General features: G+C 62.3%; 12 protein-coding genes. 3 read left to right on the forward strand and 9 right to left on the reverse strand.

Annotation, left to right across the window (positions count from 1 at the left end; genetic code table 11):
* Positions 1 to 33 precede the first annotated feature (33 nt).
* Complete coding sequence (gene dnaE / locus HNQ36_RS00900) at positions 34 to 3,555, reverse strand: DNA polymerase III subunit alpha (protein WP_184082092.1); 3,522 nt, start codon at positions 3,553 to 3,555, stop codon at positions 34 to 36.
* A gap of 530 nt (positions 3,556 to 4,085) precedes the next feature.
* Between dnaE and HNQ36_RS00905 the strand changes: the two genes are divergently transcribed.
* Positions 4,086 to 4,358 carry a DUF3551 domain-containing protein gene (locus HNQ36_RS00905; RefSeq protein WP_184082093.1) on the forward strand — a complete coding sequence of 91 codons (273 nt, stop codon included), beginning with the start codon at positions 4,086 to 4,088 and terminating at the stop codon, positions 4,356 to 4,358.
* A 16-nt stretch (positions 4,359 to 4,374) separates the two neighbouring features.
* On the opposite strand, the gene HNQ36_RS00910 is transcribed toward HNQ36_RS00905, so the two are convergent.
* From HNQ36_RS00910 to proS, 3 genes are all read right to left on the reverse strand, one after another.
* Positions 4,375 to 5,073 (reverse strand): ABC transporter ATP-binding protein, encoded by a 699-nt coding sequence (locus HNQ36_RS00910; protein WP_046830312.1) that lies wholly within the window; start codon positions 5,071 to 5,073, stop codon positions 4,375 to 4,377.
* Positions 5,074 to 5,081: 8 nt separating this feature from the next.
* A complete protein-coding gene (locus tag HNQ36_RS00915) occupies positions 5,082 to 6,350 on the reverse strand; it encodes a lipoprotein-releasing ABC transporter permease subunit (protein WP_046829960.1) in 1,269 nt (422 codons plus the stop codon).
* A 96-nt stretch (positions 6,351 to 6,446) separates the two neighbouring features.
* Complete coding sequence (proS, locus tag HNQ36_RS00920; protein ID WP_184082094.1) at positions 6,447 to 7,766, reverse strand: proline--tRNA ligase; 1,320 nt, start codon at positions 7,764 to 7,766, stop codon at positions 6,447 to 6,449.
* Between the two features lie 173 nt (positions 7,767 to 7,939).
* Here proS and HNQ36_RS00925 point away from each other — a divergent pair, with 173 nt between their 5' ends.
* A complete protein-coding gene (locus tag HNQ36_RS00925) occupies positions 7,940 to 8,320 on the forward strand; it encodes a hypothetical protein (RefSeq protein WP_184082095.1) in 381 nt (126 codons plus the stop codon).
* Between the two features lie 57 nt (positions 8,321 to 8,377).
* A complete protein-coding gene (locus HNQ36_RS00930; protein ID WP_184082096.1) occupies positions 8,378 to 10,477 on the forward strand; it encodes a TonB-dependent receptor family protein in 2,100 nt (699 codons plus the stop codon).
* Positions 10,478 to 10,923: 446 nt separating this feature from the next.
* On the opposite strand, the gene HNQ36_RS00935 is transcribed toward HNQ36_RS00930, so the two are convergent.
* Genes HNQ36_RS00935 through nuoN form a run of 5 tightly spaced genes read right to left on the reverse strand, consistent with a single transcriptional unit; the run spans position 10,924 to position 15,554 of the window.
* Positions 10,924 to 11,199, reverse strand: coding sequence for a DUF1467 family protein (locus HNQ36_RS00935; protein ID WP_184082097.1), 276 nt, complete (start codon positions 11,197 to 11,199; stop codon positions 10,924 to 10,926).
* Between the two features lie 14 nt (positions 11,200 to 11,213).
* Positions 11,214 to 11,618 (reverse strand): methylmalonyl-CoA epimerase, encoded by a 405-nt coding sequence (gene mce, locus HNQ36_RS00940; protein ID WP_006020751.1) that lies wholly within the window; start codon positions 11,616 to 11,618, stop codon positions 11,214 to 11,216.
* Positions 11,619 to 11,647: 29 nt separating this feature from the next.
* The gene (locus HNQ36_RS00945; RefSeq protein ID WP_184082098.1) at positions 11,648 to 13,318 is read right to left on the reverse strand and encodes a ribonuclease J; all 1,671 of its coding nucleotides are present in this window, start codon (positions 13,316 to 13,318) and stop codon (positions 11,648 to 11,650) included.
* Complete coding sequence (locus tag HNQ36_RS00950) at positions 13,318 to 14,127, reverse strand: biotin--[acetyl-CoA-carboxylase] ligase (RefSeq protein WP_184082099.1); 810 nt, start codon at positions 14,125 to 14,127, stop codon at positions 13,318 to 13,320. Before HNQ36_RS00950 ends, HNQ36_RS00945 begins: the two co-directional genes overlap by 1 nt.
* Entirely contained in the window at positions 14,127 to 15,554 is a 1,428-nt protein-coding gene (nuoN, locus tag HNQ36_RS00955; protein ID WP_184082100.1) for an NADH-quinone oxidoreductase subunit NuoN, read from the reverse strand. The genes HNQ36_RS00950 and nuoN overlap by 1 nt, the downstream gene beginning before the upstream one ends.
* Positions 15,555 to 15,567 lie beyond the last annotated feature (13 nt).

A 15,567-nucleotide genomic window follows, 5' to 3' on the forward strand; every position in this document is an offset into this window, starting at 1 on the left:
GAATAAGGCAGCCGGGTGGCCTGCGCGAAACGGTCACACCGTCTGAACGTCCACCACCCCCGAGACCGCCTTGATCGCACCGGCGATCTGGGGCGAGACCTTGAACCGGCCCGGCAGCTTCAGCTCCACTTCGGTTTCGAGGTCGAGCATCATCACCAGCGTGACTTCGCCGTCGCCGGCCGCCGGCCCTGCAGATTTGACCGGCTGGATTTTATTGCTGGCAGACGCGACCTGATGGCCTTCCAGCCGCTTGGAGATCGACTCCAGCGGCTTGTCGTCGCGCACGAAGATGCGCAAGCCCTTCTGGGTCTTGGCGGCGGCATCGTCGAGCGGCTCCGCATGGAGAATCCGTGCACGCACGTCCTCGCCCTGCAACTCCGCACCGATCTGCATGAGCACGGCCGATCCGGGCTCCAGCACGTCGCGGTACTGCGCGAGCCCCTCCGAGAACAGCACAGCCTCGAAATGTCCGGTCGGATCGGACAACCCGATGATGCCCATCTTGTTGCCGGTCTTGGTGCGGCGCTCCATCCGCGACACCACCGTCGCGGCGACACGTCCCGCAGTCGCACCGGTCTTCACCGCACGGGAAAACTCGCTCCACGACTGCACGCGCAGGCGTTTCAGCGCCGTCGCATAATCGTCCAGCGGATGTCCCGACAGGAAGAAGCCGATAGCGTCGTATTCGCGGCGCAGGCGGTCCGCCGGCAGCCACGGCTCCACATTGGGAAGCACAATGCTCGGCGCATCCGCCATGCCGCCGAACATATCGTCCTGACCCGACGTCGTGGCTTGATGCCCGCGCTGGCAGGCCGCGACGATGACGTCGGCGCCCGCAAACACCCGCGCACGGTTTGAATCGATGGTGTCGAAAGCACCTGCGGCAGCCAGACTCTCGACCACGCGCTTGTTGATGGCGCGTGGATTCACCCGCGACGCGAAATCGGCCAGTGACGTGAAGGCGCTGTCGCCGCGTGCTTCAACGAGAAGTTCGACCGCCTGCCCGCCGACGCCCTTCAGCGCAGCGAGTGCGTAATAGATCGTGTTGTCCTTGACCTCGAACGTCGCGCCCGACCGATTGACCGACGGCGCCTCGACCTTGAAGCCGAGCCGCTGCGCCTCGGCGCGGAATTCCGACAGCTTGTCGGTGTTGTTCATGTCGAGCGTCATCGACGCCGCGATGAACTCCACCGGATAGTGCGACTTCATGTAAGCGGTCTGGTAGGAGACCAGCGCATAGGCCGCCGCGTGGCTCTTGTTGAAGCCGTAGTCGGCGAACTTCGCGAGCAGTTCGAAGATCGTCTCCGCCTGCCCCTTGGTCACGTTGTTTTTCACTGCGCCCGCGACAAAGATCGCGCGCTGCTTTTCCATTTCCGCGCGGATCTTCTTGCCCATCGCGCGGCGCAGCAGGTCGGCGTCGCCGAGCGAGTAGCCCGCCATCACCTGCGCGATCTGCATCACCTGTTCCTGATAGATGATGACGCCGAAGGTTTCCTTGAGGATCGGCTCCAGCATCGGATGCAGGTACTCGGGCTCCTCGTCGCCGTGTTTGCGCGCGCAGTACGTCGGAATGTTCGCCATCGGACCCGGACGATACAGCGCGACCAGCGCGATGATGTCCTCGAAACGGTCGGGGCGCATGTCGACCAACGCGCGCCGCATGCCCTGACTTTCAACCTGGAACACGCCGACCACTTCGCCCCGCGCCAGCATCTCGTAGCTCTGCTTGTCGTCGAGCGGCAGCGTGGCGAGATCGACCTCGACCCCGCGCTGCTTCAGCAGCTTCACCGCGACATCGAGCACTGTCAGCGTCTTCAGGCCGAGGAAGTCGAACTTCACCAGTCCCGCAGGCTCAACCCACTTCATGTTGAACTGGGTGACCGGCATGTCCGATTTCGGATCGCGGTACATCGGCACCAGCTCGCTGAGTGGCCGGTCGCCGATCACGATGCCCGCCGCGTGGGTCGAGGCATGGCGCGTGAGCCCTTCAAGGCGTTGCGCGATGTCGAAGGCGCGCGCGACCACCGGGTCTTCGTCGCGGAAGGCCTGCAGCTTCGGCTCGCTCTCGATGGCCTTCGCCAGCGTGACAGGCGCCGCCGGATTTTGCGGCACCAGCTTGGTGAGCCGGTCCACCTGCCCATAGGGCATCTGCAGGACGCGGCCGACGTCGCGCAGCACGCCGCGCGCCTGCAAAGTCCCGAAGGTGATGATCTGCCCGACCTGCTCGCGGCCGTAACGGTCCTGCACGTAACGGATCACCTCGATGCGGCGGTCCTGACAGAAGTCGATGTCGAAGTCCGGCATCGACACGCGTTCAGGATTGAGAAAGCGCTCGAACAGCAGGCCGAACCGGATCGGATCGAGGTCGGTAATCGTGAGCGCATAGGCCACCAGCGAGCCTGCGCCCGAACCACGGCCCGGTCCGACCGGAATGCCCTGCGCCTTCGCCCACTTGATGAAGTCCGATACGATCAGGAAGTAGCCCGAATAGTTCATGCGGGTGATGACATCGAGCTCGAAGGCGAGACGCTTGCTGTAGTCTTCCTCGGTGATGCCCGGCGCCAGACCATGCAGCGCCAGGCGGCCTGCCAAGCCTTCGGCGGCCTGACGGCGCAACTCGGTTCCCTCCTCGGCTTCCGCGTCGCCGGAGTTATCACTTCCCACCGTGAAGCGCGGCAGGATCGGCTTGCGCGTTCGCGGCCGGTAGGCGCAGCGCTTCGCGATCTCGACGGTCGACGCCAGCGCTTCCGGCAGATCGGCGAACAGCACGGCCATTTCGGCGCGCGTCTTGAAGCGATGGTCTGGCGTCAGCTGATTCCGATCGGTTTCCGACACCAGACGCCCGCCCGCGATACAGAGCAGCGCGTCATGCGCTTCGTAATCGTCGGCGGTGGCGAAATACGGCTGGTTGGTCGCGACCAGCGGCAGGCCCATGGCATACGCCATGTCGATCAAAGCGGGCTCAACGCGGCGTTCGTTCTCAAGCCCGTGGCGCTGCAATTCGATGTAGAGCCGATCCCCGAACAGTTTCGCCAGGGTGTCGCAGCGCGCCTGAGCCAAAGCCGGCTGCTCGGCGCTGACGGCCTGCGCGATCACGCCGTCCGGTCCGCCTGTCAGCGCGATCAGCCCGGCGGTCTCGCCCTCCAGCCACTCGATCTTGATGTGGGGCGACTGATTGACCGGCGTGTCCTGAAACGCGCGGGAGTTCAGCTTCATCAGGCTGCGATAGCCGTCCTCGTTGGTCGCCAGCAGCACAAGCCGCGCGGGCGCAAGCGCGTTGCGGGCCGCAGGGTCCTGATCGCCGAAATCACCCGACATCGCGCAGCCGGTGATGGGCTGGATGCCGTATCCGGCGATCTTGTCGGAAAACTCCAGCGCGCCGAACATGTTGTCGTTGTCGGTCAGCGCCAGTGCGGGCTGATGATCGGCCTTGGCAAGTTCAGCCAGCTTGCCGATCGTCATCGATCCCTGCAGCAGCGAATACGCCGAATGCACGTGCAGATGGACGAACCCGGGGTCCGACGCGGACGACTTCGGTGTAATGGCTTTGGACATGCGGACCTGGCAACCTTCGCGGAGTTTCATCGGCGCGATGAACCGCCTGCGACGACAGGACGACTCATGAGGGTCGATGGTGGTGCCTTGTACAACAGGTGTCCACGCGGATGACGCGGACCCGTCTGTCTATGCCGGGTCCATCATCGTTTTCCCCAGCCTCGGGGCGTTCCCGAGGCCGGTTACCGACTACATCTGCGGAATGACTTGCGCCCAGATCGCGATCATTCCGACGAACAGCACAAGCGAGGTCAGCGCAGCAGCTTCTTCAACGAATGTCTTCAACATGACCGAACTCCCTAATCGACGCTCTACCGACTCTATGAGAACGTAATGGGAACATTGTTCCTTTTTTGTTCTTCAAGTCAAGCGTCGGAAATTCCGGCCCCTCGCCAGTGCTAACAAAACGTAAACGGCCCGTGACTTTCGCAAATTCATCAACAGCTACGCAGGAACGTGAGTTGACGGAGCATGTTAAAAACGGTCTGGGTTCAACAGGAATCCCGGGCGCCGCCCGGCAGGAGATCACAATGCGCAATCTACTTTTGGCCCTCGCGGTGCTCGGCACCGGTTTCGCCGTCCAGTCCGCCCCTGCGGAAGCCCGGGGAAACTATCCGTTCTGTCTGCAGGGCCGGGACATCGCCACCGGTCAGGGCGACTGCAGCTACGCGACCTATCAGCAGTGCCAGGCGACCGCAGCAGGAACCTATGCAGGCTGCTATGCCAATCCGTATTACGCCTATAGCGACGACGAGCCGGTTTATCAGCAGCCGCGCCGCCGCACCCAGCGCTCGGCCTACTGAGCCGACCTGATCGAGTTCAGTCGAGCTCGATGACGTGACCGTCCTGCAGCGAGACGCGGCGGTCCATCCGGGCAGCCAGGTCCATGTTATGCGTCGCGATCAGCATCGCGACGCGCGTTGCCCTCACCAACTGGGTCAGGGCCTTGAACACATGATCCGCGGTGTGCGGATCGAGATTTCCGGTCGGTTCATCCGCCAGCAGGACACGCGGCGCATTGGCCACCGCGCGCGCTATCGCCACGCGCTGCTGCTCGCCACCCGACAACTCGGCCGGCCGGTGCGTCACGCGCTCCGCCAATCCGAGATAGGCCAGGATTTCCTGTGACCGCTTGACGGTTTCCTTCTTCGGCAGACCGCGGATCATCTGCGGCATCATCACATTCTCGAGCGCCGAGAACTCCGGCAGCAGCCGATGCGACTGGTAGACGAAGCCGATATCGGTGCGCCTGATCTGGGTCCGTTCGATATCGGACAGTCCCGACGTCGCGGTGCCCCCGACATAAACCTCGCCCTCGTCCGCCTGCTCCAGCAGACCCGCGATATGAAGCAGCGTCGATTTGCCGGTGCCCGATGGTGCGACCAGCGCGACGGACTGCCCTTCCCACAGGGCCAGACTGGCGCCGTCGAGAATGGTCAGCGTTGCTTCGCCTTGTTTGTAACGCCTGCGGACGTCATGCAGATAGACGACCGGAACGCCATTTTCCCCCTGCTCCATCGGTGCGCTCATTCGTACCTGAGCGCTTCGATCGGATCGAGGCGCGCGGCGCGCCAGGACGGGTACAGCGTCGCCAGAAACGATAACGTCAGCGCCATGATTACGACCGCCGTGGTTTCTCCGACATCGACTTCAGCCGGAAGCTTGGACAGGAAATAGAGTTCAGGCGAAAACAATTCGGTATTGGTCATCCATGAGATGAACTGACGGATCGTTTCGATGTTGAGGCAGACAAGCAGGCCGAGCAGGAAGCCCACCAGCGTACCGACCACGCCGATGGCGGCGCCGGTGATCAGGAACACCCGCATCACCGAGCCCTGCGACGCCCCCATGGTGCGCAGGATCGCGATGTCGCTGCCCTTGTCCTTCACCAGCATGATAAGTCCCGAAACGATGTTCAGCGCCGCCACCAGCACGATCAGCGTCAGGATCAGGAACATCACGTTGCGCTCGACCTGCAGCGCATTGAAGAACGTGGAATTGCGTTGCCGCCAGTCCACCAGGAAGATCGGCCGCTGCGCCGCCTCGGTCACCGACTTGCGGTAGACATCGATCTTGTCGGGATTGACCGTATAGACCTCGATGGCAGTGACATCGTTGGCGCGGTTGAAATAAGCCTGCGCTTCGGGCAGCGGCATGAACACGAACGATGCGTCGTATTCGGACATGCCGATCTCGAAAACGGCTGCGACCTTGTAAGGCTTGATGCGCGGCGTCGTTCCCATCGGGGTCACCGCACCGCGCGGTGCAACCAGCGTAATGCTATCCCCGGCGCGCAGCGACAATTGATCCGCGAGCCGGCGGCCGATCGCAACGCCCTGCCCCTCGTCGAATCCTTCCAGCGTGCCCTGCTTGATGTTCTTGGCAATCGACGTGACGCTATTCAGGTCCTGCGCGCGGATACCGCGCACGAAAACGCCCGAAGCATTGAACGGCGACGACGCCAGCGCCTGCCCGTCGACCACCGGGGCGGCCAAGCGAATTCCCTGAACCTTGCTGATCCGCTCGGCGACTTCCTTCCAGTCGGTCAACGGCGATTCCAGCGGCTGAACAACGACATGGCCGTTCAGGCCGAGAATCTTGTCGAGCAATTCCTTGCGAAAGCCGTTCATCACCGCCATCACGATGATGAGCGTTGCGACGCCGAGCATGATGCCGAGAAACGAAAAGCCGGCGATGACCGAAATGAAGCCCTCTTTGCGCCGCGCCCGCAGGTAGCGGGACGACAGCATCCATTCGAATGGCGCAAAAGGTGGTGTCCGAACTGGCTCGCTCATGTCTGTTCCATAGTCCGGATTTTCATACGAATCGGGCTAATTCTAGTCGCGAGCTACCGCGACCGCGACCGCACTGAAGATAAATCCGTGTATGACTCAGGCGGTGAAGCGGTTGATCGCCTCATCCAGGCTCATGAACTCGCGCGATCCGTCACTGCGGCGCTTGATTTCAACCTTGCCCTCGGCGAGGCCCTTCGGGCCGATCAGGATCTGCCACGGAATGCCGATCAGGTCGGCGGTGGCGAATTTGCCGCCCGGCCGCTGGTCGGTATCGTCGTAGAGAACATCGACACCCTTGGCGTTCAACGCGGCGTAGAGCTTTTCGCAGGCGGCTCCGGTCTCGGCGCTGTCCTGCTTCAGGTTGAGAATCGCGATGCGGAAAGGCGCGACTTCCTCCGGCCATTTGATGCCGTTTTCGTCATGGCAGGCCTCGATGATCGCGCCCACGAGGCGCGACACGCCGACGCCGTAAGACCCGCCGTGGATCGGCCTCTCCGCGCCATCGGGGCCGGACACCATGGCTTTCATGGTGTCCGAATACTTGGTGCCGAAGTAGAAGATCTGCCCGACCTCGATGCCGCGGGTCTGCACCCGCTTGTCGGCGGGGACTTCGCTCTCATAGCGCGCATTGTCGTGAACATCCTCAGTGGCGGCATAGAGATCCGTCCACTGCTTGATGATCGGCGTCAGGTCGCCGTTGTAATCCACGTCCGAACCCGGCACCGGCAGGTCGAGCACGTCCCTGTTGCAGAACACGCCGGATTCACCGGTCTCCGCCAGCACGATGAATTCATGGGAGAGATCGCCGCCGATGGGTCCGGTCTCGGCGCGCATCGGGATCGCCTTCAGGCCCATGCGGGCGAAGGTGCGCAGGTAAGCCACGAACATGCGGTTGTAGGACAGCCGCGCCGCCGCCTCGTCGACGTCGAAAGAGTAAGCGTCCTTCATCAGGAATTCGCGGCCGCGCATCACGCCGAAACGCGGACGCTGCTCGTCGCGGAATTTCCATTGGATATGATAGAGGTTGAGCGGAAGGCTCCGGTAAGACTTCACGTAGGCCCGGAAGATTTCCGTGATCATTTCCTCGTTGGTCGGACCGTAAAGCAGCTCGCGCTTGTGGCGATCCTGGATGCGCAGCATCTCCGGGCCATAGGCGTCGTAACGCCCGCTCTCGCGCCACAAATCAGCAAGCTGCAACGTCGGCATCAACAGTTCGATGGCGCCGGCGCGGTTCTGCTCCTCGCGAACGATCTGCTCGATCTTCTTCAACACCCGGAAGCCGAGCGGCAGCCACGCATAGATGCCCGCAGCTTCCTGCCGCATCATCCCGGCGCGCAGCATCAGGCGATGCGACACGATCTCCGCTTCCTTGGGCGTCTCTTTGAGAATTGGCAGAAAAAAACGCGACAATCGCATGGGAACACTCAGGGTTTCGATTTGATCCGGGAATCGGCGGGGGAAGCTTGGGAACCTTTTCAGTGAAAGCGGATCAAATGGCAAAACACAAGAGAAAGCATGCCGTGCGGCGGGGCGGCATCCACCGGGTTTGCGGTTCCCGCAACCCATGGTAACAGCCTGATGGGGTCAAGATGACGGCAACACGGATCAGATCGATAGGACGATGGGCGGCGTTTGTCGCGGCCTATGCGCTTGTCTTCAACGTGATGCTGACCAGCGCCCTGCTGGCCACGATTTCTCCGTCCAAGCTAAACGCCTTCCACGAACTCTGCCTCAACGGCAGTTCGGCGGTCCCTGACGCTGACGGCAACACCGATTCCGGCAAGCCGGTTGTCCGTTGCCCGATGTGCCTGTCCAGCGCCGTAGCGACGGCCGACCAGCCGCCGCAGACCCCGGCGTTGGCGATCCGTATCGCGCTGCGCGTCCTGTTCGAACCCGCAGCCCACGATCACGTCGTTGTCCGCTTCGCGGAGAGCGATCACCAGCCCCGCGGCCCTCCCCACCTGAGCTGACGACCCGCGCTTTGGCGCATCCGTTCAATCGTCAATCTCACTGGTGGGACTCAACCCATGTTTTCCGTTTCCATACGGGCGCGCAGCATTCTGCTGGCGTCCGCTGCGGCCGTCGCGACGATCCCGTTCGCACGCGCGCAAACCGCACCTCAATCGCTTCCGCCCGTTGTTGTTGAAGCCGAACGGCAGGATCAACCTGCAAACCCTCGTCCGGTCGCTACCTCTCCCGTACCGCTCGGCGCAAAAACCGCGCAGCAAGCCCGTCAGGAGATTCAGCAGACGCCCGGCGGCGTCGCCATCGTCTCGGCGGAAGATTACAAGAACAACTCCGTCGCGAGCACGATCAAGGACGTTCTCGGCTACGTGCCGGGGGTCTTTGTGCAGCCGAAATGGGGCGACGACAGCCGCCTGTCGATTCGCGGCTCCAGCCTGTCGCGCAATTTCCATCTGCGCGGCATCCAGCTCTACATGGACGGCATTCCGATCAACACGTCCGATGGCTATGGCGACTTCCAGGAGATCGACCCAACCGCCTACAAGTATGTCGAGGTCTACAAGGGCGCGAACGCGATGCAGTTCGGCGCGAACTCCCTCGGCGGCGCGATCAACTTCGTGACGCCGACCGGCCGCAACATCGGCATCAACAGCGCCGGCGTCGACATGGGGTCGTTCGGCTATCGCCGTTTTCAGGGCAGCGTAGGTGGCGCGAACGGTCCATGGGATGCTTTCTTCACGGCGTCGAACCAGCAGGCCGAGGGCTTCCGGGATCACAGCTACGGTCACAGCACCCGCGCCAGCGGCAACGTCGGCTATCAGTTCTCGCCGGATTTCGAGACCCGCTTCTATATCAACGCCAACGACATCCGGCAGCGTATTCCGGGGGCCGTCACCAGAACGTCCGCGCTGACCTCACCGCAGACCGCAGCAGCCGGCAACGTCATCAACGACCAGCAGCGCAATATCGATAGCGGACGGATCGCCAACAAAACGACGATCCGGTTCGACGCTACCACGGTCGAATTCGGTGCATTCGCGGTGGACCGCCACCTGATGCATCCGATCTTCCAGTGGCTGGATTATCAGTACAAGGACTACGGCGGATTCGGGAAAGTCACCGATGACCGGATCATCGGCGACTTCCGCAACCGGCTGGTCGCGGGTGTCAACGTCGTCAACGGCGAAATCGACAACAAGCAGTATCAGAATATCGGCGGCTACAAGGGCGCGCTGCTGTCGTCGTCGCTCGACAAGTCGAAGAACACCTCCGCCTACGTCGAGAATTCATTCTACTTCCTGCCGAATGTCGCCGCGATCGGCGGCACGCAGTTCCTGTATGCGACGCGCGATCGGACGGCCCGGTTTGGAAATACGTCGAGCGGCTCGACGGAGTTCAATCTGTGGAGTCCCAAGGGCGGGTTGTTGTGGGACATCGATCTCACCTGGCAGGCCTTCGCCAACATCTCGCGCAGCGCCGAGGTGCCGAGCTTCGGTGAAAGTTCGGCCGTGCCGGCGATTCCATTCTGGCTGATCCGGCCACAGACAGCGACGACCTATGAAATTGGTACGCGCGGCCGGCGTCCCGACCTGACATGGGAACTGACCGGCTACCGCGCCGAGATCAAGAACGAACTGCAATGCATGTTCGGCGCGCCCGGACAGTGCAACGTGGTCAACGCTGACCGCACTGTCCATCAGGGCATCGAGGCCGGCCTCGGCGCTGCGGTGTTCAAAAACATCTTCACGCCCGACGCGGACAAGGTGTGGATCAACCTCGCCTACACCTACAACGACTTCCGTTTCGATAACGACATCAACTTCGGCAATAACCAGCTTCCCGGCGCGCCGCGTCACTTCCTGCGCGCCGAGGCGCTCTACAGGCATGCGAACGGCTTCTACATCGGGCCGAATGTCGAATGGGTCCCGCAGGCTTACTACGTGGATAACTTCAACACGGTCACCACGCAGGCCTACGCAATCTGGGGACTGAAGGCCGGCGTCGATGACGGCAAGTATTCGATGTATCTCGAAGCCCGCAACATCGCGAACACCGCGTACATCGCAAGCACCAGCATCACGCGACTCGCAAATGCCGCATCACCGCTCTTCGAGCCTGGCACGGGGCGCGCGATTTACGCGGGAATGAAAGTCCGATGGTAGTTGCCCACCATTTTCCGAGCGATCAACTTGGACCAAGTCAAAACGCCGTCAAAAGCCTTGTTTTCAGGCTGAACCGGGGAATTGTGCACTGCCGCAAAAATGGACATTTAATGCTGAATAACGTGACAAAGAAGAAACGTTCGGCTACAAAAACGCGTCAGCGCGATACGGCTAATCGCCGCATCGTCTGGTGGTCCAAGTCTCGGGAGGAGCCCCTGACGCGCACAAGCAGCGTCGCCCCGTCCAATCAAGGATAAATCCAACCTTTTCGGGGAAAATAGGGTCGACACAATTTTTAGAGCAGGGCCTTGGCCCTGCTCTTTTTTCTTCCGCAATGTTCGAAGGCGCGCACGATCACATATCGGTGCAAGCGCCGCGCAATGCAGATGAAATATATCGCAGGTGCAATCGATGTCCGGAGTTCGCTTCGCGGACTTCCGAACCAGCTAAAGCGGAATGCCCATCAGTTGGGTCAGGCGTTCGATATTGAGATAGCCCGCTCTGAAGGCCCACATTCCCGCAGCGAAGATCACGGCGGAGATCACCGTGGTCCACAGCAGCTTGCGTCCCATGCGTGCAGCACTGGGCGCACCCGGATCGGTACCGGCAATCTCCTCGCCGTTCTCCATCTGGCTGCGCACGCCGAACGGCAGCACGGCGAACAGCACCACCCACCAGAGCACGAAGTAGATCGCGAGCGCGGTTGAGATCGAATAGAACATCTATCTAAAGCCCTTCAGGACTGTTCGATTTCGACGAGCGCGCCGGAGAAATCCTTGGGGTGCAGGAACAGCACCGGCTTGCCGTGTGCGCCGATCTTCGGATTGCCGTCGCCCAGCACACGAGCGCCCTCCGCAATCAGCGTATCGCGCGCGGCAATGATCTCCGGCACCTCGTAGCAGATGTGATGGATGCCGCCGTCAGGATTACGCTCGACAAATTTCGCGATCGGCGAATCTTCGCCGAGCGGCTGGATGAATTCGATCTTGGTGTTGGGCAGCGTCGCGAACACCGTGATGACGCCGTGTTCGGGCAACGGCACCGCGCCGGAAATTTCCGCACCGAACGCCTTGCCATAGATCTGTGCGGCCTTTTCGGCATCCTTCACCGCAATCGCCACATGATTAAGCCGGCCCAGCATATTTCACTCCTCAAGATATCGAGCGGAAATCAAACCATCAGCACGTGAACGACGCAAAGCGTCTTCTTGCCCCACTGCTCGTTGATTTCGGAGCGCACCGCGCGCCGCACGGATTCGGCGATCGCATCGGGATCGCGGCGGCGCGCACGCGGCAGATTCTCGACCGTCGAGACGACGACATCGAAAACATCGTCCGCGATCACCTCGCCTTCCTTATTCTTTTCCGGAATACCGACCAGATCAACCTCGGGATCGTCGGCGAGATCGCCCTTCTCGGTTACGGCGATGGCGACGAAGGCGCAGCCCGCAAACGCCAGCCGCCGACGCTCGACAACAGCACGCGCCTTTTCGGTTTCAAGGATGTTGCCATCCTTGAAGATACGCCCGTTCGGCAGTTCCTCGATGATCGCCGGATCGCCCGGCCCCAACCGCACCAGATCGCCGTTCTTGCAGATCAGCACCTTGGGCACGCCACAGGCACGCGCGAGCTTGGCATGCTCCGACAGATGCAGCGCTTCGCCATGCGCGGGAATCAGCAGTTGCGGGCGAACCCACGAAATCATGTCGCGCAGTTCGTCGCGCCGGGGATGACCCGAGACATGGACCATGTGGGTCCGGTCCGTGATGACCTCGATGCCCTGCGTCACGAGTCCATTGATGATCGCGCCGACCGCCTTCTCGTTGCCGGGAATGGTGCGCGACGAGAAGATCACGGTGTCGCCCTGGTTCAGCGTCACCTGCGGATGATCGTCGTTGGCGATGCGCGCCAATGCCGCACGCGGCTCGCCCTGGCTGCCGGTGCACAGCGCCAGCACCTTGTCCGGCGGAAAATGTCCATACATATCCGCACCGCGAAACGCCTGCACGCCATCGAGATAACCGGTCTCGCGGGCGACCTGCACCACCCGCTCCATCGCGCGCCCGACCACAACGACCTCGCGGTCGGCGGCTTTCGCCGCGTCGGCCACGGCGCGCAGCCGCGCCACGTTGGACGCGAATGTCGTGACCGCAACGCGTCCGCGCGCGGCCTTCACAAGTTCGGTGATGTTCTTGGCGACTTCCTGCTCGGACGGCGAGCGGCCTTCGCGCACCGCGTTCGTCGAGTCCCCGACCAGCGCCATCACGCCTTGATCGCCGATTTCGCGCAGCCGCTTCTCGTCGGTCGGCTTGCCGATGATCGGCGTCGGATCGATCTTCCAGTCGCCGGTATGCAGCACGGTTCCGGCGGTGGTGCGGATCGCGAGTGCGTGGGATTCGGGAATCGAATGCGCGACCGGAACGAATTCCACGCTGAAGGGGCCGACATCGATGGTGCCGCCAGAAGGCACGACTGTGACCGGGATCTTCGGCGGATTGCGCTCGCTGGCGCATTTGGCTTCGAACAACGCAGCGCTGAACTGCGTCGCGTAGATCGGGCACTTCAACTGCGGCCACAGATCGATGATGGCGCCGAAATGATCCTCGTGGGCGTGGGTGAGAACCAGCCCGACCAGATTCTTCCGCTCCTTCACCAGAAAGCGGATGTCCGGCATGATGACATCGATGCCCGGCAGGTGCTCCTCGTTGCCGAACGACACGCCGAGGTCGATGGCGAGCCAGCTTCGCTGGTGCCGGTTGCCGAGGCCGTAGATCGACAGGTTCATGCCGATCTCGCCGACACCTCCCAGCGGTGCAAACGTCAGTTCGTCAGGTCGCGACATCAGGTAGCTCCAGACGATTTGGCCGATCCAAAATGAACATCGCCGGCGGCGATGGGCGTGCGCTTGCCGTCGCGGGCCGCGACGATCAGGCAACCGGTGTCGTCGATGGTCTCGAAGATACCCTCGACAGGCGCTCCGTTCGACTGGATCGAGACGGCTTCACCCAAACCCGCCGCGCGCTCCAGCCACAGGCGGCGGATCTCGGAAAAGCCTTTGCCGTTGTCCCAGATGCCGCGGAACTCGGCCCATGAATCCGACAAAGCCATGAACAGATCGCCTGCGCTGGCCGTGATCCCGAGCGCGGCAAGCGATGTCGCCGGATAGGGTGTCCCTTCCGGCGCAGACACCACATTGGTTCCCATCCCGACGGCGACACAGAGACCGCCACCGATGGTTTCCGCTTCAAGCAGAATACCGGACAGCTTTTCGCCGTCCGCCAGAACGTCGTTCGGCCATTTCAGAAGAAACTTGCCCTTGGCCGCCCCGCCCGATCGCATGCGATATTCCACACTGACTGCCTGCAACGCCGCTTCGAGCGCGAGACCCGCGGCGAACCCCAGCGTCGCCGCGACGGGAGGCTGAGCGTCAACCGTCTCAAGAATGGTGGCCGCGAGATTGCCGCGCGGAGATACCCATGCGCGCTGCCGGCGTCCGCGTCCAGCGGTTTGCTGGTCCGTCACCAGCCAGAGCGGACCGCGCTCGCCCGCCCGCGCCCGCTCCAGCGCTTCGGCATTGGTCGAACCGATACTGTCGAACGCCGCGAGACGATAGTTCTGGGCTCTGGCCCGTGGACCGAGCGCGAACGCCATTAAAACAGCGACTTCGCTGCGACGGTGGCGGCGTTCACCAGCGGTGCGGGGTAGACGAAGAACAGCAGGTTGAAGATGCCTGCGAACGCCAGCACCACCCGAAGCTCGACGTGCATCGGCTCCATCGCTTCCTTCGGCTCGTCGAAGTACATCACCTTGATGATGGTGAGATAATAGAACGCGCCGACCACGCTGGTCACCACGCCGATCACCGCCAGCGTGAACAGTCCGGCCTTGATCGCGGCGAGGAACACATAGAACTTCGCGAAGAAGCCGGCGAGCGGCGGAATGCCCGCCAGCGAGAACAGGAACATCGCGAAGAAAAACGCCAGCATCGGATTGGTCCGCGATAATCCCGAGAAATCGCTGATCGTCTCGACCGCCTGACCGTTGCGCTTCATGGCGAGGATGATGGCGAAGGTGCCAAGCGTCATGGCGACATAGATCGCGATATAGACCAGCACGCCCTGCGCGCCCTGCTCCGTTCCGGCAGCAAGACCGACCAGTGCAAAGCCCATGTGACCGATGGACGAATACGCCATCAGGCGCTTGATGTTCTTCTGGCCGATGGCCGCGAACGATCCCAGCGCCATCGAGGCGATGGAGACGAACACGATGATCTGCTGCCACTGCGGCACGATGCCGGGGAATGCGGTGAGCGCCACGCGCGTGAACACGGCGAGCGCCGCGACCTTCGGGGCCGACGCAAAGAACGCGGTAACAGGCGTCGGCGCGCCTTCGTAAACGTCAGGCGTCCACATGTGGAACGGAACGGCAGACACCTTGAAGCAGAGGCCTACCAGCAGGAACACCAAACCGAACAGCAGGCCGATGTTGCCGCCCTTTGCCTCGGCTGCAATGCCCGCGAAGCTGACCGTGCCGGTGAAGCCGTAAATCAGCGACGCGCCGTAAAGCAGCATGCCCGACGACAGCGCGCCGAGAACGAAATACTTCAGGCCGGCTTCGGTGGACTTGGTGTCGTCGCGATGGCTGGCGGCGACGACGTAAAGCGCAAGGCTCATCAGCTCGAGGCCGAGATAGAGCATGATCAGATCGGCGGCGGAGATCAGCACCATCATGCCGACGGTGGAGAGCATCACCAGGATCGCGTATTCGAAGATCTTCGCCTGCTCGGCGAGATAGGCGCGCGACAGGATCAGCGTCACGCCGGAACCGAGCAGCGCCAGGATTTTCAGGAAACGCGCGTAATCATCGACGATGAAGCTGCCGCCGAAGGTCGTGAGCTTGCCGCCGGGCAGCCACAGCACCAGCGCGCCCGTGATAACGAGAAGTACAACCGCAAGTCCGGTCACCAGCGACGTCGTCTGCCCGCTGCGAAACGCGCCCAGCATCAACAGCGCCATGGCACCGGCCGCAAGCACCAGCTCCGGCAGCACGGGGAGCAGCGAATATCCTGCGAAAGTCATAAGTCCGGTCCTG

The sequence above is a fragment of the Afipia massiliensis genome (assembly GCF_014203115.1).
Lineage (GTDB): Bacteria > Pseudomonadota > Alphaproteobacteria > Rhizobiales > Xanthobacteraceae > Afipia > Afipia massiliensis.

What these genes read in the sequence shown, in the direction of transcription:
- dnaE (WP_184082092.1), bottom strand. Translation starts at nt 3,555, where the DNA reads ATGTCCAAAGCCATTACACCGAAGTCGTCCGCGTCGGACCCCGGGTTC.
- HNQ36_RS00905 (WP_184082093.1), top strand. Translation starts at nt 4,086, where the DNA reads ATGCGCAATCTACTTTTGGCCCTCGCGGTGCTCGGCACCGGTTTCGCC.
- HNQ36_RS00910 (WP_046830312.1), bottom strand. Translation starts at nt 5,073, where the DNA reads ATGGAGCAGGGGGAAAATGGCGTTCCGGTCGTCTATCTGCATGACGTC.
- HNQ36_RS00915 (WP_046829960.1), bottom strand. Translation starts at nt 6,350, where the DNA reads ATGAGCGAGCCAGTTCGGACACCACCTTTTGCGCCATTCGAATGGATG.
- proS (WP_184082094.1), bottom strand. Translation starts at nt 7,766, where the DNA reads ATGCGATTGTCGCGTTTTTTTCTGCCAATTCTCAAAGAGACGCCCAAG.
- HNQ36_RS00925 (WP_184082095.1), top strand. Translation starts at nt 7,940, where the DNA reads ATGACGGCAACACGGATCAGATCGATAGGACGATGGGCGGCGTTTGTC.
- HNQ36_RS00930 (WP_184082096.1), top strand. Translation starts at nt 8,378, where the DNA reads ATGTTTTCCGTTTCCATACGGGCGCGCAGCATTCTGCTGGCGTCCGCT.
- HNQ36_RS00935 (WP_184082097.1), bottom strand. Translation starts at nt 11,199, where the DNA reads ATGTTCTATTCGATCTCAACCGCGCTCGCGATCTACTTCGTGCTCTGG.
- mce (WP_006020751.1), bottom strand. Translation starts at nt 11,618, where the DNA reads ATGCTGGGCCGGCTTAATCATGTGGCGATTGCGGTGAAGGATGCCGAA.
- HNQ36_RS00945 (WP_184082098.1), bottom strand. Translation starts at nt 13,318, where the DNA reads ATGTCGCGACCTGACGAACTGACGTTTGCACCGCTGGGAGGTGTCGGC.
- HNQ36_RS00950 (WP_184082099.1), bottom strand. Translation starts at nt 14,127, where the DNA reads ATGGCGTTCGCGCTCGGTCCACGGGCCAGAGCCCAGAACTATCGTCTC.
- nuoN (WP_184082100.1), bottom strand. Translation starts at nt 15,554, where the DNA reads ATGACTTTCGCAGGATATTCGCTGCTCCCCGTGCTGCCGGAGCTGGTG.